Here is a 17,255-nt window from a genome sequence, read left to right on the forward strand (position 1 = left end):
AATAAGGGGGCGGAACAGGGTTCGCAGGTGTTGGCACCGCCGATACGTTGGAGTAGAAGCCCTGCCAGCTGGACCCGGGCTAAGCCCGCATCCCACCTCAACTTCTTGACGCCGCCGCTGTAAAGCCTATTCGCAACCTGACGGTTCATTCACCTCGGAACGTCCCAATGCCGATTACCGATCTGGTCGCACCCGAGGCGATACTTCCGGCTTTGAAAGTCATCAGCAAGAAGCAGGCGCTGCAGGAACTCGCGGCGCGTGCATCCGCGCTGACCGGGCAGAACGAACGCGCGATCTTTGAAGTGCTGCTGCAGCGCGAGAAGCTCGGCACCACGGCGGTCGGCTATGGCGTCGCCATTCCCCACGGCAAGCTGCCCAAGCTGGAGAAGCTGTTCGGCTTCTTCGCCCGCCTCGAGCGCCCGATCGATTTCGAGGCGATGGACGGCCAGCCGGTCGATCTGATCTTCCTGTTGCTGGCGCCGGAAGGCGCCGGCGCCGACCACCTCAAGGCGCTGGCGCGCATCGCCCGCCTGCTGCGCGACCAGGACGTCGCCAAGAAGCTGCGCGCCTCGCGCGACGCGCAGGCGATCTACTCGGTGCTCGCGCTGCCGCCGGCGAGCGCGGCGTAATCAACCGCGTCAGCGAACTCGTTCGCGCAACTGTCACCGGAGCATGATCGATGCGCCACGTGATGACGCGCGCCAATGCGTCGTCGACGTTCGAATTCCCGTAGCCCGGATGAAGCGAAGCGCAATCCGGGGCAAATCTCACGGCTGGCACGAGTCCCGGATTTCGCTGCGCTTCATGCGGGCTACGAAGCTGTGTATGCCGCAATTCTCTCAGCAGATCGTCGGCAGCAGGCGACGGACTTCGTCGAGCAGATCGGGCACGGCCTTCTCGTCGCTGGCGAGGTGCCTGAGCAGCGCGCTCTGGAAAAGGCCGTCGAACAGCGCGTAGAGCGCGGCCGGAGACGATGCCGGCTTCCTGTTGCCGAGCTCTGCGTAGCGCGTGGCGATCCGCCAGATCATCGCTTCCAGGCTCTTGTCGATCTCGAGCACGTCCTTGCGAAACGCCGGCTCGAACATCGCCTGCGAGCGCAGATCGTACCAGAGCCGGTGCATGCGCGCTTCGTCGCGCAACGTCGCCGCGAGCTTGGCGAGAAAGCCTTCGGTCAGTTCGTCGCGGCTGCGCGCCGTCGTCACCACCTCGTCGTAGCGCGTCACGCATTTCGCCTTGTAGTGACGGACGCAGCAGCAGATCAGGTCGAGCTTGTCGCTGAAGTAGTAGTGAAACACGCCGTGCGTGAATGCGGAGTTCTGCGCGATCTCGCGCAGGCTGGTGCGCGCGAAGCCGAGTTCGCCAAGCGTTTCCAGCGCGGCTTCGGCAAGCTCGATGCGGCGGGCGTTGAACTTCTCGTCGCGCAGTGTCTCGGCTGCCACCGTCACGCGGTGGGCCGCTCCCGTCGCTTGCCGCGCCATCTCGTGCCTTTCCTGTCTCTTCCCTCGAGCGAACTTATACCGCGCAAACCGCGGCGCACTCCATCTCTTCACAATCATCCTCTTTGACACTTGTCAAATTCAGGCTTGACAAGTGTCAAGTTCCTGGACGAGGGTTGGTTCAATAATTTGGACAACCGTCAAGACGGCTGACCTAACGACATCAAGGAGGAAATGCACTGCCGGGCGCGCCAGCGTTGCGCCTCGCCGATGCCGGCCGCCGTCACCAATGCGCTGAGACCATGCGACCGCCGGCCCATGCCCGCGCCGTCCGCGGCACCAATCAAAATCACCAAGCAAAGGGAGGACTACGTCATGAGTGGGAAGAGCCTTGAAGGTAGGAAAGCCCTGGTCACCGGCGGCGCCCGGGGGATTGGCGCGGCCATCGCGCAGGCGTTGGCGCGGTCCGGCGCCGCGGTCATGATCGGAGATATTCTCGACGACGCCGGCAAGGCCAGCGCCGCCGAGGTCGCCAAGGCCGGGGTGAAGACCGGCTTCGTCAGGCTCGACGTCACCGACGACGCGCAATGGGAGCGAGCCGCCGCCGCGACGGTCGAAACGCTGGGCGGCTTCGACATCTTGATCAACAATGCCGGCATCGAGATCACCTCGCTGGTCGCCGATATCAAGGCCGAGGATGCGCGCCGGATGTGCGAGGTCAACATCGTCGGCACCGTGCTCGGCATGAAGCACGCCTTCCGCGCGATGCGGCCGGGCGGAGCTGCGGGCAAGGGCGGCGCGGTCGTCAACATCGCCTCGGTCGCGGCGACGATCGCCTTTCCGAGCATCGCGGTCTATTCCGGTACCAAATCCGCGGTCGATCGCATGACGCGGGTCGCCGCGATGGAAGCCGGCAAGCTCGGCTATGGGGTGCGGGTGAACTGCATCTATCCCGGCCTGATCCCGACCGACATGGGCCTGCAGCTCGCCCATGACATCGTGAAGATCGGTCTCGCGGCGGACGTCAATGCCGCGGTTGGCTCGGTGGTGGAGCAGACGCCGCTCGGCAAGCTCGCCGAGGTCTCCGACATCGCCGATGCCGCGGTGTTCCTGTGCTCGAACGAGGCCCGCTTCATCACCGGCATCGGTCTGCCGGTCGATGGCGGCATGGGCATGTAGCAAGAACGCGACAACACGCATTTCGGAGGAACGCAATGAGCGAGAAGAAGCCCGTCATCGTCTATGGCGCGTCCGGCTACACCGGCCGGCTGGTCTGCGAATATCTGCGCGAGTACAATATTCCTTTCATCGCCGCCGGCCGCAGCGGCGAGAAGCTCAACGCCGCGATGAAGTCGAATGTCGCCGGCATCGAGACCGCCGACTACGAGGTGGTAACGGTGCCGCACAGCACGGCTGCGCTGACCGAACTGTTCAAGGGCGCCTCGGTGGTGCTCAACACCGTGGGTCCGTTCGCCAAGTTCGGCACCGAGGTGGTGCAGGCCTGCCTCGCCGCCAAGTGCCACTACACCGACACGACCGGCGAGCAGGACTGGCTGATCACGCTCGAACAGGAGTTCGGCACGAAGTTCGGCAATGCCGGCCTGTTGCTCGCGCCAGGCATCGCGCAGATGTACACCACCGGCGAGATCGCCGCGCAGCTGTGCCTGGAGACACCCGGTCTCGACACGCTCGATATCGCGGTGTTCTGGGGCGGCAGCCCGACCATCGCCTCGACGCAGACCATCCTGGTCAACGCCGCGATGGCCAAGGCCTACTATCTCGAGCAGAACAAATACGTCGAGCATCAGCCCGATGCCGGCCTTACCAGCCTCGCCATCCCCGGCCAGCACGAGCTGGCGCTGGCGCTGCCCTGGGGCGGCACCTCGCACCCGGTGTGGTTCAAGCGCGATCCGCGCGTTGCCAACGTGAAGGTGCTGGGCGGCGTGTTCAACCGCGCGCTGATGCTGGGCGTGCCGCAGATCGTCGCCGCAGCGCTCGAGGCGACCAAGGACATGAAGCCCGACGAGCGCTATGCCGCGCTGGCGCAGACTGCTGCCGGCGTGATGAACACCATGCCGCCGCGCGAGAACCCTCGCGTCAACAAGTCGATGGATTCGGTGTATGCCTCCGGCCCGCTGGGGCGCGCGCACTGCGTCATCTACGGCAACAGCAACTACAAGCAGACCGGCATGCTGCAGGCCTTTGCCGCGGCGTATCTGCTGCAGCAGCCGCCCAAGCGCACAGGCTTCGCCTCCGGCTGCCAGGCGTTCGGACATCACGAACTGCTCGGCCAATTGCGCAGCTTCGGCCTGATCGGCAAGCCGGTCCTGACCGTGCATGATTGAGCTTGAGCCCCGATCGGATGGGGCTCAGCATTCCGCTCCCTGAAGCGTTTTCGTCAGGCGGACCGGTATCCGATTTGCTCGAAAACGCCCCTTGCGCGGGTGACGCAGTCGCGCGTCACCCGCCCTTTGCGCGAGGCCCGCCATGCGCTTCATCGATTACCTCGACAAGGGTGCCTCGCTCGGCACTGATGCGCCGTGCCTCACCATGGACGGCCGCGACCTCAGCTATGGCGAGGTGCAGCGGCTGAGCTACCGGATCGCGCGCGGGCTCGAGCGATCCGGCATCGCGCCCGGCGACAAGGTTGCGATCCTGTCCGGCAACGATCCGCTCGCGTTCTCTTGCGTGTTCGGCATCTCGCGCGCCGCCGCGGTGTGGTGCCCGATCAACCCGCGCAACGAGGCGACCGAGAACAAGTTCATCCTCGACCAGTTCGATTGCAGCCTGCTGCTGTTTCATTCGAGCTTCGCGCCGATGGTCGAGGCCGTGCGGCAGGATCTGCCCAAGCTGCGCGCGCTGGTCTGCCTCGATACCGAATTGCCGTTCGCGCCGTCATTCGATCGCTGGCTCAGCGGGCTCGCCGATGATGTCTATCAGCGCGAGACGATCGACGATCTCGCGATGATCCCGGGCACCGGCGGCACCACCGGCAAGCCCAAGGGCGTGATGCTCTCGGGACGCAACATCGAGGCGATGACGGCGCTGACCTTGATGGGCTATCCGTTCAAGGGCCGTCCGGTCTACCTCGCGCTGGCGCCGCTGACCCATGCCGCCGGCGTGCTTTGCTTCCCGATCATGACGCTGGGCGGCCGCGTCGTGATCATGCATCACCCCGACATCGGCGAGTTCCTCACGCTGATCGAGCGCTATCGCGTCACGCACACATTCCTGCCGCCGACCGTGATCTACATGCTGCTCGATCATCCGAGGCTCGATGCGACCGACCGCAGCTCGCTGCAATGCTTCTGGTACGGCGCGGCACCGATTTCGGCGACGCGGCTCGCGGAAGCGTTGCAACGGATCGGGCCGATGGCGCAGTTGTTCGGCCAGACCGAGGCGCCGATGATGATCTCGATGATGGCGCCGGCCGATCACTACAATGCGGACGGCTCCATCGCGATGGAGCGCCTTGCCTCCGCCGGACGGATCGGCCCGCTGGTGCAGGCCGGCATCATGGATGGCGACGGCAAGCTGCTGCCCTCGGGATCGCGCGGCGAGATCGTGGTGCGTGGTTCGCTCGTCATGGCAGGCTACTACAAGAACCCGGAGGCCACACGCGAGGCCTCGGCGCATGGCTGGCACCACACTGGTGATATCGGCTACATCGACGACGACGGCTACCTCTACATCGTCGATCGCGCCAAGGACATGATCATCACCGGCGGCTTCAACGTCTATTCGATCGAGGTCGAGAATGCGTTGCGTGCCCATGAGGCGGTACAGGATTGCGCCGTCATCGGGCTGCCCGACGACAAATGGGGCGAGCGCATCGTCGCCGTGGTGCAGCCGCGCGCCGGCCAAACCGTCGATGCGATTGCGCTCGCCGCCTTCGTCAAGCAGCAGATCGGCAGCATCAAGACGCCGAAGCAGATCGAGGTCTGGAATGATCTGCCACGTTCCAAGGTCGGCAAGGTGCTGAAGCCCGACATCCGCGCGCGGCTGGCCTGAACGTGTATTGACAACTTGCCGGTGACGCCAGAAGACGGTCGTGCGCAATATTGCGCGTGCGAACCAGGGATGGCTGATGTCCCGCGATTTTCGCCTTGACCGTGCTCCGATCGATGTTCTCGCCTACGAGCTCGCCGAGGAGCGGGCGAGCGCACTCGGACGCATGGGCCGCGCGCTGGAACAGGCGCTCGCTAAGCTGCGCGAGTTCGATGCTGCCCATCAGCCCTCCGAAGCAAGACAACAGGCGCGCCGCATCCTTGTGCGGGAGGCCGGTCATGCGCTCTGGATGTTCGTGGTGCAGCGGGAGGCGTGCGGGTTGCGCAACAACCGCATGCTGATGCGCGACTACAACGTGCCCGGCGAGGTGCAGCTCAGCATGGGGCCGATGCTCGCCGCATCAAACACATCGTCATAAAGGATACGGCCATAAAAAATGCGCGGGCGGCCTCGGTGTCGAGGCCTGCCCGCGCATCGAACTCGCGGATGTTGGATTGAGCCGGGCGTCAGTGGACGCTGACGGCCTGCAGCTCGTTGCTCCAGGCGTTCGCGATCGCGGCTTCGCGGCTGTCGGTCAGCATGATCGGCGTGCCGTCGGCGGCATGCAGTGCGAACAGCTTGAGGCCCGGCGCGATCTTCGGCGCCTGCGGAAAGAGATCGGGCACGTCCTCGGAACGGACCTGCTTCACATAGGCGATATGACCTTCGCCCAGATGGGCCAGCGCTTCCGGCGTGACGTTGCTGGATTCGATGGTGGTGGTACTCATGTCACTCATGGTCTCGACTCCTCAGTCAGATAAGCGGTCGAGTCCGCTCCTTGTTTCTATTATTCGTGTTCATTGATAGCGATTGTCTTAATGACCCGTTCAGGTTCTGGCCTCGCCAGGTCGATCGACAACAGCCCGTTCTTCAGATCCGCGCCCAGCACCTGCATCCCCTCCGCCAGCACGAAGGTGCGCTGGAAGTGGCGCGCGGCGATGCCGCGATGGATGTATTGCCGAGCCTTGTCGTCCTGCTGGCGGCCGCGGATGACGAGCTGATTTTCCTCAATAGTTACATCGAGTTGGTCGCGGGTGAAGCCCGCCACCGCCAACGTGATGCGGAGCCGCTCGGGCTGCCCGTTGGTACGGTCGCACCGTTCGATGTTGTACGGAGGATAGCCGTCAGCGCCCTTCACGACGCGGTCGAGCGCACGCTCGATCTCGTCGAATCCCAGAAGGAACGGACTGGACAACGATGGAACACGAGACATTACAAAGTCCTCTCGAAGCGACTTTGAGGGGCCCTTGCGGCACCCCATGCAACCGGCGGGCCGTCTGGCCTGCCGGTCAGTGAGGGATATGGGGGCGATCTGGATAGCGTTCAAGCAGCCCCGAAACCAGCCTAAACGCCCGCAACATGAGGGTAAATTCTTCCCGATCGGTTACGGGCTGACGCGCTTGCGGCCGTCGGCGGTAAATAGATGCAGTTTATCGCGTGGCGCAACCGCCCGGATCCGCTCGCCGACGGCAGGTCCAGTGGCGCCGGGAACCCGGACGATGACCTCGCCCGGCGGCAGCTCGCCCGGATTGGCGGCAACGCCTCGCTCCTCGCGCTGGCGGCTGCCGTAGACGAAGGTCTCGGCACCGACATGCTCGATCGCCTCGACCGTCAGGCCGAGCGCGACGCCGCCGGCGGCAGTCTCGGCCGTGATCACGAAATCCTCCGGCCGGATACCGACGATGCCGGCGCCATCGGCGCCCGCGATCTGGGAGGTCAGCTCGTCCGAACGCAGCGGCATCAGGTTCATCGGCGGCGCGCCGATGAAGGAGGCGACGAAGGTGGTCGCCGGCTTCTGATAGATGTCCAGCGGATTGCCGATCTGCTCGACCTGGCCGCCATTCATCACCACGAGGATGTCGGCGAGCGTCATCGCCTCGAGCTGGTCGTGGGTGACGTAGATCGAGGTGGTGTTGAGCCGGCGCTGCAGCTTGCGGATCTCGACCCGCATCGCGATGCGCAGCTTGGCGTCGAGGTTCGACAGCGGCTCGTCGAACAGGAACACTTTCGGCTGGCGCACGATGGCGCGGCCCATCGCGACGCGCTGGCGCTGGCCGCCGGAGAGCTGCCGCGGCTTGCGCTCCAGCATCGGCGACAGTTCGAGGACGCGGGCGGCTTCCTCGACGCGGGTCTTGATCTCGGCTTCAGCCATGCCGCGGTTGCGCAGGCCATAGGCCATGTTGTTGTAGACGCTCATATGCGGGTAGAGCGCGTAGTTCTGGAACACCATCGCGATGTCGCGATCGGCGGGCTCGATCTGGTTGACGACGCGGCCGCCGATGTCGATCTCGCCGCCGGTGATGGTCTCCAGCCCCGCGACCATGCGCAACAGCGTGGACTTGCCGCAGCCGCTTGGGCCGACCAGCACGCAGAACTGGCCGTCGCCGACGTCGACATCGACGCCCTTGATGGCCTCGAAGCCGCCGGGATAGGTCTTGCGGACGCTGCGCAGCGTGACGTTAGCCATTACTTTTCCGTCTCCACCAATCCGCGCACGAACAGTTTCTGCATCACGACGACGACGAACACCGGCGGCAGCATCGCGAGCAGCGCCGTCGCCATCACCACAGGCCATTCGGTCAGCGCGTCGGTCGTGGTGATCATCTTGCGGATGCCGACCTGGATGGTCTGCATGTCGTCGCGCGTGGTGATCAAAAGCGGCCAGAGATACTGATTCCAGCCGAGGATGAACAGGATCACGAACAGCGCGGCCATGTTGGTGCGCGAGAGCGGCAGCAGCGTATCCCAGAAGAAGCGGAACGGGCCTGCGCCGTCGATGCGCGAGGCCTCCAGCAATTCATCCGGCACGGTCATGAAGAACTGCCGGAACAGCAGCGTCGCGGTGGCGGAGGCGATCAGCGGCAGCGACAGGCCGGCATAGCTGTCGAGCAGATGCAGATCGGCAACGATCTTGTAGGTCGGATAGATGCGTACCTCGACCGGCAGCATCAAGGTGATGAAGATGATCCAGAAGATCGCCATCCGGAACGGAAACCGGAAATAGACGATCGCGTAGGCCGAGATGATCGAGATCGCGATCTTGCCGACCGCGATCAGCAGCGCCATGATCAGCGAGTTCAGCATCATGTTGAGCACCGGCTCGCGGGTCGAGCCGCTCGTGCCGACGAACAGCGTCTGGTAGTAGGTCTCGAGGAAATGGCCGCCGGGCAGCAGCGACATCTGGCCGTTGGCGATGACGGCGTTGTCCTGGGTCGAGGCGACGAGCGCCAGATAGACCGGGAAGGCGACGATCGCGATCCCGATCCACAGGATGATGTGAGCCAGATAGCGCTGGAAGCCTTCCTCCTCGACCATCAGTAGGTCACCTTGCGTTCGACGAAGCGGAACTGGATGCCCGTCAGCACGACGACGATGACCATCAGAATGACCGATTGCGCCGCCGAGGAGCCGAGATTGCCGCCGAGCAGGCCGTCCGTGTAGACCTTGTAGACCAGCGTTTCGGTCGCCTTGCCGGGGCCGCCGCGGGTCATCGTGTCGATGATGCCGAAGGTGTCGAAGAAGGCGTAGACGATGTTGATGACCAGCAGGAAGAAGATGGTCGGCGACAGCAGCGGGAAGATCACGGTCCAGAACCGCCGCATCGGGCGGGCGCCGTCGATCGCGGCGGCCTCGATCACGCTCTTCGGGATGCTCTGCAGGCCTGCGAGGAAGAACAGGAAATTGTAGGAGATCTGCTTCCAGGCCGCGGCGAGGATGATCAGGGCCGCCGCCTGGTCGCCGTTGAGCAGTGGATTCCAGTCGACGCCCATGGCGCGCAGATAGCGGGACAGCACACCGAGCGAAGGGTGCAGCATGAACACCCAGAGCACGCCGACCACCGGCGGGGCGACGGCGTAGGGCCAGATCAGCAGCGTGCGGTAGAGCGTCGAGCCGCGCAGCGGCTTGTCGGCCATCACGGCGAGCAGCAGCGCGAACGACAGCGAGGACACTGCGATCGCGAACGAGAACGCGAAGGTTCGGACGATCGCGGCGAAATAGGCCGGGTCCTTGAACAATTCGAGATAGTTCTCGAACCACACGAAGCTGGTGGAAAGGCCGAAGGCGTCCTGCAGCAGGAAGGACTGGATCACCGCCTGCGCGGCCGGCCAGTAGAAGAAGATCAGGACGATCGCGAGTTGCGGGGCAACCAGCGCGTACGGCAACAGCTTTGATTGGAAAATCGATTGCTTCTGCATGATCTCGGAAGAATTGGCAGGCCGCGCGCTTGCGGCCTGCCGGGTGCCTCAAGGCATCATCATGTCAGTGGACGGCGGTCTTTTCAAACTGCCGCAGCATCTGGTTGCCGCGCTCGACGGCCGAGTCCAGCGCCTGCTTGGCGGTCTTCTTGCCGGCCAGCGCCTGCTCGATCTCCTCCGACCACATGTCGCGCAGCTGCACCATGTTGCCGAGACGCAGACCGCGGGAGTTCTCGGTCGGCTCCTTGTTGGTGAGTTCGAGCAGCGGGGTCTCCAGATAGGGCTGGTCCTTGTAGAAGCCCTCTTCCTTGGCCTTGGCGTAAGCCGCCTTGGTGATCGGCAGATAGCCCGAGGCCTTGTGGATCCAGACCTGGCGGTCGGTGTCCGAGAGGAAGGTCAGGAATTTGGCGACGCCCTTGTATTCCTCGGCCGATTTGCCGCCCATGATCCAGAGCGAGGCGCCACCGATGATCGAGTTCTGCGGTGCGCTCTTGACGTCGGGATAATAGGGCATCGGCGCGGCGGTGAAGTTGAACTTGGCCTGCGCCTTGACGTTGCCGAAGAAGGCCGACGAGGTCAGGTAGATCGGGCACTCGCCGGAGGTGAAGCGGCCTTCGCCGGTGTTGGTGCGGCCGGCATAGTCGTAGGTCTTGTCCTTCTGCAGCTCGACCAGGTTCTCGAGATGCTTGACCTGCAGCGGGCCGTTGAATTCGAGCACGGTGTCGAAGCCGTCGAGGCCGTTGGCCTTGCTGGCGAGCGGCACGTTGTGCCATGCCGAGAGCTGCTCGAGATTGACCCAGGTGACCCACGAGCCGGAGAAGCCGCAGGTGGCGTAGCCGGCGGCCTTCAGTTTCTTGGCGTCCTCGAACACCTGCGGCCAGGTCTTCGGGATCTCGGCGATGTTGGCCTTCTTCAGCGCGTCGAGATTGACCCACATCACGGTCGAGGACGAGTTGAAGGGGAACGACAGCATCTCGCCCTTCGAGGTCGAGTAGTAGCCGGTGATCGCGGGCAGATAGACGCTCGGATCGAACTTCTCGCCGGCGTCGGCCATCAGCTTGTAGACCGGCTTCACGGCGCCGGTGGCGGCCATCATGGTCGCGGTGCCGACCTCGAACACCTGCATGATGGCCGGCGCGTTGCCGGCACGGAAGGCGGCGATGCCGGCGTTCATGGTGTCGGCATAGCCGCCCTTGTAGGTCGGGATCACCTTGTAGTCGGACTGCGAAGCGTTGAAGTCGTTGGCCAGCTTGACGATGACGTCGTTGTTGGCGCCGGTCATCGCGTGCCACCACTGAATCTCCGTCACCGCAAACGCAGGCGACGCGAATACAAGTGCGGCAGCGGCTGCCGCAGCAGCGCCAAGTCGTCTGAAGATCATCAAAAGCCCCTCCCGGTTGGAACGCCATCTTTCGTTGCGCGCGTTATCAGCGCCGGATGACGTTCAAATGACCGTATAAACGAAAGCCATGGTAGGGGGGAAGCCGAGGCGAAGGGAAGCGGTAAAAAAGGCTGACATCGCAGCCCACGTGCGTGCGGTGCAACGCCGGACGCGACGTTGCACCGCAGGGGCAGGACGTGTTGGCTTGACGGAAAACCGGTGCCCGTCCCACATCGCGTGCGGGACGGGCTTGGTTCGAGGTGCTATCAGCGCTTTCGCTGAGGGCCGCAGACCACGCCCTTGTCGATCAGGCCGCTGATCTCATCCTTGGAGTAGCCGAACTCGCCGAGCACTTCGGCGGCGTGCTGGCTGAACTTCGGCGGCGTGCGGCGGAGGCTCGGCTTGGTGCGGTCGAGGCGGATCGGCGAGGCGACGCCCTTGTACCAATCCTTCTCGATGACGTCACCGCGATGGATCGTATGCGGGTTGGTCAGCGCCTGGTCGATCTTCTGCACCGGGCCGGCCGGCAGGCCGGCGGCGAGCAGCCGGTTGCACAGCGGCTCGGCCTCGTGCTGGCTGAAGACCGCGGCAAGCTCGGCGCGCAGCGCGTCGCGGTTGGCGATGCGATCCTTGTTGCGGGCAAAGCGCGGATCGGTGCCGAGCTCGGGCTTGCCGATCTCCTTGGCGAGCTTGCGGAAGGTGCCGTCATTGCCGACGCCGATGAAGATGTTGTCGGTCTTGGTCGGGAAGATCGCGTAGGGCACGAGGTTCGGATGCTCGTTGCCGGTGAGCGATGGCGGCTTGCCATGCATGAAATAGTTCGCGGTGTGCGGATGCATGATCGCGAGCCCGGTCTCGTACAGCGTGGTCTCGATGAACTGGCCGAGCCCGGAGCGCTGCCGCTCCGACAGCGCCATCAGGATGCCGATCGCCGCATAGAGACCGGTCGTGATGTCGACCAGCGGCACGCCGATGCGCATCGGGCCACTCTCCGGCGAACCGGTCGCCGCGATCATGCCGGTCATCGCTTGGATGATCGCGTCATAGCCGGGATTGCCGCCGCGCGGGCCGTCGGCGCCGAAGCCGGAGATCCGGCAATGCACGAGACGCGGAAACTTCGCGCGCAGCACGTCGTTGCCGATGCCCCATTTGTCGAGCGTGCCTGGCTTGAAATTCTCGATCAGCACGTCGGCGGTCTCGAGCATCTTCATCAGCACGGTGCGTCCGCCCTCGGAGGCGAGGTCGAGGCCGATCGAACGCTTGTTGCGGTTGATGCCGACGAAATAGGCCGCGTCCTCCTCATGGAAGGGAGGGCCCCAGTCGCGCACCTCGTCGCCGGCGGGCGGCTCGACCTTGATCACGTCGGCGCCGTGGTCGGCAAGGATCTGGGTGCAATACGGGCCGCCGAGCACACGCGTCAGATCGATCACGCGCAGTCCGGCCATCGCGCCCGTAGCCGCTGGGGTATTCATGGAAACAACCTTCGCTCAGTTGGGATCGGAAAAATGCGATCCCAGAGCTAACGGTCTTCAGGCTAGGCAGCAATGCTTCCGTCGGCGCAGGCCCATGCAGCAGGCGGCGCGTACGTTCGCCAAGCGAACTGAAAGAAGCGAACTGGCATCTGCAGTGCTCTCTTGAAACGCAATAGTCCGCCACGCGGCACGTGGCAGACTATCGGCAGTCGGTGGACTAGACGACGCTCAGCTTGACGTCGACATTGCCGCGGGTCGCGTTGGAATAGGGGCACACATGGTGGGCCTTCTCGACCAGCGCCTCGGCGTCGGCGCGGGACAGGCCGGGCAGCGAGACGGCGAGCTCGACCGCGAGGCCGAAGCCACCTTCCGAGCGCGGGCCGATGCCGACCGTCGAGGTCACCGCGGCGTCGGCCGGAACCTTGGGGCCGCCCTGGGAGGCCACGAACTTCATGGCTCCGATAAAGCAGGCGGCATAGCCGGCCGCGAACAGCTGCTCCGGATTGTTGCCAGCGCCACCGCCGCCACCGAGCTCCTTCGGGGTGGTGAGCTTGACGTCGAGCGCGCCGTCGAGCGTTGCCGCATGGCCGTCGCGGCCGCCGGTTGCCTTGGCGCTGGTCTTGTAGAGCACGTTCACAGACATCGTGGTCTCCCTTGGTTTGGACCGGGTAGTTTAGGCTTGGGTTTGAATTCGACGAGAGATGTATTGCACACAGTTATATTGTGCACAATGTAAAATATGCGGCCTCACATTTAATTGTTCGCAATTGAATCCGCGGTCACGGGAGGCCAGAATGACCCGGAAAGCGAGATGGATTCGATGGGAATCATGGTCAGGAAACAGACGGCGGCGGATCAGGCGCTGCGGCTCGATAACCAGATCTGCTTTGCGGTCTATTCGACCGCGCACGCCTTCAACCGCGTCTACAAGCCGCTGCTCGACCGGCTCGGCCTCACCTATCCGCAGTATCTCGTGATGCTGGCGCTGTGGGAGCGCGACGACGTGGCGGTGAAGGACCTCGGCGAGCGCCTGTTCCTGGATTCCGGCACGTTGACTCCGCTGCTGAAGCGGCTGGAGGCGGCCGAGCTGATCAGGCGGACCCGCAGCACCGAGGACGAGCGGGTCGTGCTGATCGCGCTGACGCCGCAGGGCCACGCGCTGCGCGAAAAGGCCAAGGCCGTTCCGCAGTCGATCCTCGCAGCTTCCGACTGCACGGTTGGTGAGTTGCTGGCGATGAAGGACGAGATCGTCGCCCTGCGCGACCGGTTGAATGCGGCGCTGGGGGAGTAGGCGGACGGTGGCTAGACTAGAGCCGCTTCCTGGCGAAGGCGCGGCCGCTGTGCGATTTGAGATACTTCTCGAACGCGAGGGCTTTGTACTTGTCTGGGAATGCGCAGTACCAGACCAGCTCCCACGGCTTGAATTTTGAAGTGTGCGCGGATTTGCCGGCGTTCTGCTCGGGGATGCGGCGCTTCAGGTCCTCGGTGGCGCCAACGTATTCCTGGTCAGGTAATTCGATGCTGCGGATGATGTAGACGTACCACATTCGCATCCACTGAAGCGCGGGCAACAGAACCCTTGGCAGTCCGTCTTCGCCCTTCGGGCCACGCCGGACACCACGCTTCGCCCCTCAGGCTCCGCGCGGCTGCGCCACGCGTAGCCCGAAGGGCGAAGCGTGGTGGAGCCAGGCGGGATCGAACCGCCGACCTCTTGCATGCCATGCAAGCGCTCTCCCAGCTGAGCTATGGCCCCTTATCCAGTTGGGTCGATCCTGGGGGATCAATCCCGGTCCGCACGGCCTAGGCGACTCGCGCGGGAGCACCGTTGATCACAGATCGGCGCCGATCTCAAGTCTCTTCGTCGCCGCCGACGTCACCAATGATATCGGTGACGTCCTCATCGCCCTCTTCCTCGTCGGCGATGAAGGTCGAATCGTCGTCGTCATCGTCGTCGATGGTCTCATCGACCTCGATATCGTCCTCGGATTCGGGAACCTGCGCCTTGACCTTGCCGGTGTTCTCCTCGGCATCGGCCTCCTCGAGCGAGACCAATTCTTCGGCCTCGGCGGGCTCCGGCATGTCGGCGGCGGTCGCAGGCGAATTGACGGGGGCGCCACGGCCCCGCGGCGGGGCTACGGGCGCGATCGGCACAACCTCACCGGTGTAGGGCGAAATCACCGGATTCTTGTTGAGATCGTAGAACTTCTTGCCCGTGGTCGGGCAAATGCGCTTGGTTCCGAGCTCGGACTTGGCCAACGTGGTCATCCCAGAATTTTGCTGAAAAACGGAGCTTCACTTGGCTAGTTGAGCCGCCGCTGTCAATAGCGGTGTGCGCGCAAGTGACGGGCGCGTGACGCGGTGTTGCCTATGTGATACCTGCCGCGGCGCGAGAGGACACAATCTTGGCTCATTCCGACACCCCGACGCCGCTGGAATCACGCGCCTGCGGCCCGCTGGCCGGCAAGGTCCGCGTTCCCGGCGACAAATCGATTTCCCACCGTGCCCTGATCCTCGGGGCGCTTTCGGTCGGCGAAACCCGCATTTCCGGCCTTCTGGAGGGCGAAGACGTCCTCAATACCGCCAAATCCATGCGCGCGCTGGGCGCCAGGGTGGAGCGGACGGCGCCTTTTGCGTGGTCGGTCGCCGGCGTCGGCGTCGGCGGCTTCGCCCAGCCCTCGGCCCCGCTCGATTTCGGCAATTCCGGCACCGGCTGCCGGCTGGTGATGGGCGCGGTGGCCGGCTGCCCGATCGCGGCGGTTTTCGACGGCGACGCCTCGCTGCGTTCGCGGCCGATGCGCCGGATTCTCGATCCGCTGGAGCTGATGGGTGCCCGGACCAGCGATATCAGGGAGGGCGGCCGGCTGCCGCTCACCCTGCATGGCGCCCGTTATCCCGTGCCGATCGTCTACAAGACCCCGGTCGCCTCGGCCCAGATCAAGTCCGCGGTGCTGCTGGCGGGGCTGTCCGCGCCCGGCATCACGATGGTCATCGAGCAGGAGGCGAGCCGCGACCACACCGAGCTGATGCTGAAGCATTTCGGCGCCGAGATCTCCTCGGAGAAGGAAGGCAGCCACGGCCGCCGGATCTCGCTGAACGGCGAGCCAGAGCTGCACGGCGCAGAGGTCGTGGTACCCGCCGATCCGTCCTCGGCCTCGTTCCCGATCGTGGCGGCGCTGATTGTCGAAGGGTCCGACGTCGTGTTCTCCGACGTGATGACCAATCCGCTGCGCACCGGCCTATTCACCACGCTGCGCGAAATGGGCGCCTCGATTGACGAGAGCGATGTGCGCGGCGATGCCGGCGAGCCGATGGCGCAATTGCGCGTGCGGGCCTCGAAGCTGAAGGGCGTCGAGGTGCCGCCGGAGCGCGCGCCGTCGATGATCGACGAATATCTGGTGCTGGCGGTTGCGGCGGCGTTTGCCGAGGGAACCACGATCATGCGCGGCCTGCAGGAGCTGCGTGTCAAGGAATCCGACCGCCTCGAAGCCACCGCCGACATGCTGCGCGTCAACGGCGTCAAGGTCGAGGTTTCCGGCGATGACTTGATCGTCGAGGGCCGCGGCCACGTTCCAGGCGGTGGCCTCGTTGCGACCCACATGGATCATCGCATCGCGATGTCGGCGCTGGTGATGGGCTGTGCTTCGGATCGGCCGGTGAAGATCGATGACACCGCCTTCATCGCCACCAGTTTCCCGGATTTCATCCCGATGATGCGCGCGCTCGGAGCTGACTTCGCATGATCATCGCCATCGACGGACCCGCCGCCTCCGGCAAGGGCACGCTCGGCAAGCGGCTCGCCCACCATTACGGCTATCGCCATCTCGACACCGGTGTGATCTACCGCGCGGTGGCCTATGCGATGATGGCGCAGGGTGCCGACCTCACCGACGAGGCGCTGGCGGTGGCCGTTGCGCTCGAACTCGATCCCGAAAAATTCGGCAATCCGATCCTGAAGACCCAGAAGGTCGGCGAGGGCGCGTCGGTTGTCTCGGCCTTTCCGAGGGTGCGCGAGGCGCTGGTCAGCTTCCAACGACAGTTCGCCGCCGATCCGCCCGGTGCGGTGCTCGATGGCCGCGATATCGGCACCGTGATCTGCCCGGACGCCGACGTGAAGATCTTCGTGGTCGCCGATCCCCGCGTGCGGGCACGGCGGCGCACCCTGGAGGCCCGCGCGCGCGGCGAGGACGCCGACGAAGAGGCGGTGCTGGCCGACATCCTCAAGCGCGACGAGCGGGACCAGAACCGCGCCATTGCGCCGTTGCGGCCGGCTCCGGACGCCCACACGCTGGATAATTCCAATCTCGACATCGAGGCTGGCGTCCGCGCCGCTATCGCCATCGTCGAGGCGGCGCGCGCCCGACGCTAAAATAGCCCGTATCGGAGGGCCCTTTCGGCCCGAAAACCCAGCAAAATGGGGCATTTCCTGCTTGCCGAAAACGGCTTGCAGGGCTATATCAGCGCCGTTCGGAGCGCCATCGACCGTGTCGAGGCCGTGTCTGAGCGGGCCGGCGCCGGGTTTTAGCCCTCGCCGCATCTGGAGGAACGCCCGCTCCCAGGTCTTGAAGGCGATATTTTCGTTATCAGGCTCCAATCAATTCAAACGTACCGAACGTGCAGTTTTGCTGCCGGCCCGCTGTTGCACCTCCTGCAATGAGCGGTCGTCAGGGTTTGCGGAACCCTGACACTTCACGCGCGGTGCGCCCATCAACCCGAACGGCCGGCA

Annotated in this window: 19 protein-coding genes and 1 tRNA gene; 8 read left to right on the plus strand and 12 right to left on the minus strand. The window is 64.6% G+C overall.

Translation table 11 applies throughout. From position 1 onward, the window contains the following. Positions 1-167 precede the first annotated feature (167 nt). Entirely contained in the window at positions 168-629 is a 462-nt protein-coding gene (ptsN, locus tag AKN83_RS31625) for a PTS IIA-like nitrogen regulatory protein PtsN (RefSeq protein WP_016843543.1), read from the plus strand. A gap of 210 nt (positions 630-839) precedes the next feature. Here ptsN and AKN83_RS31630 read toward each other — a convergent pair whose 3' ends face one another. Continuing rightward, positions 840-1,478, minus strand: coding sequence for a TetR/AcrR family transcriptional regulator (locus tag AKN83_RS31630; protein WP_157113661.1), 639 nt, complete (start codon positions 1,476-1,478; stop codon positions 840-842). A gap of 333 nt (positions 1,479-1,811) precedes the next feature. Between AKN83_RS31630 and AKN83_RS31635 the strand changes: the two genes are divergently transcribed. From AKN83_RS31635 to AKN83_RS31650, 4 genes are all read left to right on the plus strand, one after another. Continuing rightward, entirely contained in the window at positions 1,812-2,615 is an 804-nt protein-coding gene (locus tag AKN83_RS31635) for an SDR family NAD(P)-dependent oxidoreductase (protein WP_050404345.1), read from the plus strand. A gap of 35 nt (positions 2,616-2,650) precedes the next feature. After that, positions 2,651-3,781, plus strand: a complete 1,131-nt coding sequence (locus tag AKN83_RS31640; RefSeq protein WP_050404291.1) for a DUF5938 domain-containing protein — start codon at positions 2,651-2,653, stop codon at positions 3,779-3,781. A 142-nt stretch (positions 3,782-3,923) separates the two neighbouring features. Next, positions 3,924-5,447, plus strand: coding sequence for an acyl-CoA synthetase (locus AKN83_RS31645; protein ID WP_050404290.1), 1,524 nt, complete (start codon positions 3,924-3,926; stop codon positions 5,445-5,447). Positions 5,448-5,523: 76 nt separating this feature from the next. Continuing rightward, positions 5,524-5,862, plus strand: a complete 339-nt coding sequence (locus tag AKN83_RS31650; protein WP_050404344.1) for a DUF6665 family protein — start codon at positions 5,524-5,526, stop codon at positions 5,860-5,862. 88 nt (positions 5,863-5,950) lie between these two features. Here the strand turns inward: AKN83_RS31650 and AKN83_RS31655 are convergent, their stop codons facing one another. The 8 genes from AKN83_RS31655 to AKN83_RS31690 all read right to left on the minus strand — a co-directional run bounded on the left by AKN83_RS31655 (position 5,951) and on the right by AKN83_RS31690 (position 13,175). Next, positions 5,951-6,220 carry a BQ00720 family protein gene (locus tag AKN83_RS31655; protein WP_050404289.1) on the minus strand — a complete coding sequence of 90 codons (270 nt, stop codon included), beginning with the start codon at positions 6,218-6,220 and terminating at the stop codon, positions 5,951-5,953. 50 nt (positions 6,221-6,270) lie between these two features. Next, complete coding sequence (locus tag AKN83_RS31660; RefSeq protein ID WP_021082592.1) at positions 6,271-6,696, minus strand: Hsp20 family protein; 426 nt, start codon at positions 6,694-6,696, stop codon at positions 6,271-6,273. A 171-nt stretch (positions 6,697-6,867) separates the two neighbouring features. Further along, the gene (locus tag AKN83_RS31665; protein WP_050404288.1) at positions 6,868-7,950 is read right to left on the minus strand and encodes a sn-glycerol-3-phosphate import ATP-binding protein UgpC; all 1,083 of its coding nucleotides are present in this window, start codon (positions 7,948-7,950) and stop codon (positions 6,868-6,870) included. Beyond that, on the minus strand, positions 7,950-8,798 hold the full coding sequence (gene ugpE, locus AKN83_RS31670) for a sn-glycerol-3-phosphate ABC transporter permease UgpE (protein ID WP_050404287.1): 849 nt from the start codon (positions 8,796-8,798) through the stop codon (positions 7,950-7,952). The genes AKN83_RS31665 and ugpE overlap by 1 nt, the downstream gene beginning before the upstream one ends. Next, complete coding sequence (gene ugpA / locus AKN83_RS31675; RefSeq protein WP_050404286.1) at positions 8,798-9,679, minus strand: sn-glycerol-3-phosphate ABC transporter permease UgpA; 882 nt, start codon at positions 9,677-9,679, stop codon at positions 8,798-8,800. The genes ugpE and ugpA overlap by 1 nt, the downstream gene beginning before the upstream one ends. A gap of 64 nt (positions 9,680-9,743) precedes the next feature. Then, a complete protein-coding gene (gene ugpB, locus AKN83_RS31680) occupies positions 9,744-11,060 on the minus strand; it encodes a sn-glycerol-3-phosphate ABC transporter substrate-binding protein UgpB (protein WP_050404285.1) in 1,317 nt (438 codons plus the stop codon). Between the two features lie 266 nt (positions 11,061-11,326). Then, positions 11,327-12,532 carry a CaiB/BaiF CoA transferase family protein gene (locus tag AKN83_RS31685; RefSeq protein ID WP_050404284.1) on the minus strand — a complete coding sequence of 402 codons (1,206 nt, stop codon included), beginning with the start codon at positions 12,530-12,532 and terminating at the stop codon, positions 11,327-11,329. Positions 12,533-12,749: 217 nt separating this feature from the next. Further along, a complete protein-coding gene (locus AKN83_RS31690) occupies positions 12,750-13,175 on the minus strand; it encodes an organic hydroperoxide resistance protein (RefSeq protein WP_063695625.1) in 426 nt (141 codons plus the stop codon). A 186-nt stretch (positions 13,176-13,361) separates the two neighbouring features. Between AKN83_RS31690 and AKN83_RS31695 the strand changes: the two genes are divergently transcribed. After that, on the plus strand, positions 13,362-13,823 hold the full coding sequence (locus AKN83_RS31695; RefSeq protein WP_050404343.1) for a MarR family winged helix-turn-helix transcriptional regulator: 462 nt from the start codon (positions 13,362-13,364) through the stop codon (positions 13,821-13,823). 16 nt (positions 13,824-13,839) lie between these two features. On the opposite strand, the gene AKN83_RS31700 is transcribed toward AKN83_RS31695, so the two are convergent. The 3 genes from AKN83_RS31700 to AKN83_RS31710 all read right to left on the minus strand — a co-directional run bounded on the left by AKN83_RS31700 (position 13,840) and on the right by AKN83_RS31710 (position 14,788). Next, entirely contained in the window at positions 13,840-14,079 is a 240-nt protein-coding gene (locus AKN83_RS31700) for a GIY-YIG nuclease family protein (RefSeq protein ID WP_050404282.1), read from the minus strand. Positions 14,080-14,209: 130 nt separating this feature from the next. Further along, positions 14,210-14,285 (minus strand) — tRNA-Ala (locus tag AKN83_RS31705). A 95-nt stretch (positions 14,286-14,380) separates the two neighbouring features. Continuing rightward, the gene (locus AKN83_RS31710) at positions 14,381-14,788 is read right to left on the minus strand and encodes a TIGR02300 family protein (protein WP_050404342.1); all 408 of its coding nucleotides are present in this window, start codon (positions 14,786-14,788) and stop codon (positions 14,381-14,383) included. Positions 14,789-14,934: 146 nt separating this feature from the next. Here AKN83_RS31710 and aroA point away from each other — a divergent pair, with 146 nt between their 5' ends. Then, a complete protein-coding gene (gene aroA, locus AKN83_RS31715; protein ID WP_050404281.1) occupies positions 14,935-16,272 on the plus strand; it encodes a 3-phosphoshikimate 1-carboxyvinyltransferase in 1,338 nt (445 codons plus the stop codon). Continuing rightward, positions 16,269-16,898, plus strand: coding sequence for a (d)CMP kinase (gene cmk / locus AKN83_RS31720; protein WP_050404280.1), 630 nt, complete (start codon positions 16,269-16,271; stop codon positions 16,896-16,898). The genes aroA and cmk overlap by 4 nt, the downstream gene beginning before the upstream one ends. The last annotated feature ends 357 nt before the right edge of the window (positions 16,899-17,255 follow it).

The organism is Bradyrhizobium embrapense, from assembly GCF_001189235.2.
In the GTDB taxonomy this organism is placed as follows: Bacteria; Pseudomonadota; Alphaproteobacteria; order Rhizobiales; family Xanthobacteraceae; genus Bradyrhizobium; species Bradyrhizobium embrapense.

Excerpts from the sequence above, each read along its gene's own strand:
- AKN83_RS31685 (WP_050404284.1), bottom strand. The coding sequence starts at position 12,532 with ATGAATACCCCAGCGGCTACGGGCGCGATGGCCGGACTGCGCGTGATC.
- ugpB (WP_050404285.1), bottom strand. The coding sequence starts at position 11,060 with ATGATCTTCAGACGACTTGGCGCTGCTGCGGCAGCCGCTGCCGCACTT.
- AKN83_RS31640 (WP_050404291.1), top strand. The coding sequence starts at position 2,651 with ATGAGCGAGAAGAAGCCCGTCATCGTCTATGGCGCGTCCGGCTACACC.
- cmk (WP_050404280.1), top strand. The coding sequence starts at position 16,269 with ATGATCATCGCCATCGACGGACCCGCCGCCTCCGGCAAGGGCACGCTC.
- AKN83_RS31635 (WP_050404345.1), top strand. The coding sequence starts at position 1,812 with ATGAGTGGGAAGAGCCTTGAAGGTAGGAAAGCCCTGGTCACCGGCGGC.
- AKN83_RS31650 (WP_050404344.1), top strand. The coding sequence starts at position 5,524 with ATGTCCCGCGATTTTCGCCTTGACCGTGCTCCGATCGATGTTCTCGCC.
- AKN83_RS31630 (WP_157113661.1), bottom strand. The coding sequence starts at position 1,478 with ATGGCGCGGCAAGCGACGGGAGCGGCCCACCGCGTGACGGTGGCAGCC.
- AKN83_RS31695 (WP_050404343.1), top strand. The coding sequence starts at position 13,362 with ATGGTCAGGAAACAGACGGCGGCGGATCAGGCGCTGCGGCTCGATAAC.
- AKN83_RS31655 (WP_050404289.1), bottom strand. The coding sequence starts at position 6,220 with ATGAGTGACATGAGTACCACCACCATCGAATCCAGCAACGTCACGCCG.
- AKN83_RS31660 (WP_021082592.1), bottom strand. The coding sequence starts at position 6,696 with ATGTCTCGTGTTCCATCGTTGTCCAGTCCGTTCCTTCTGGGATTCGAC.
- ugpE (WP_050404287.1), bottom strand. The coding sequence starts at position 8,798 with ATGGTCGAGGAGGAAGGCTTCCAGCGCTATCTGGCTCACATCATCCTG.
- AKN83_RS31690 (WP_063695625.1), bottom strand. The coding sequence starts at position 13,175 with ATGTCTGTGAACGTGCTCTACAAGACCAGCGCCAAGGCAACCGGCGGC.
- AKN83_RS31645 (WP_050404290.1), top strand. The coding sequence starts at position 3,924 with ATGCGCTTCATCGATTACCTCGACAAGGGTGCCTCGCTCGGCACTGAT.
- AKN83_RS31665 (WP_050404288.1), bottom strand. The coding sequence starts at position 7,950 with ATGGCTAACGTCACGCTGCGCAGCGTCCGCAAGACCTATCCCGGCGGC.
- ugpA (WP_050404286.1), bottom strand. The coding sequence starts at position 9,679 with ATGCAGAAGCAATCGATTTTCCAATCAAAGCTGTTGCCGTACGCGCTG.
- ptsN (WP_016843543.1), top strand. The coding sequence starts at position 168 with ATGCCGATTACCGATCTGGTCGCACCCGAGGCGATACTTCCGGCTTTG.
- AKN83_RS31700 (WP_050404282.1), bottom strand. The coding sequence starts at position 14,079 with ATGTGGTACGTCTACATCATCCGCAGCATCGAATTACCTGACCAGGAA.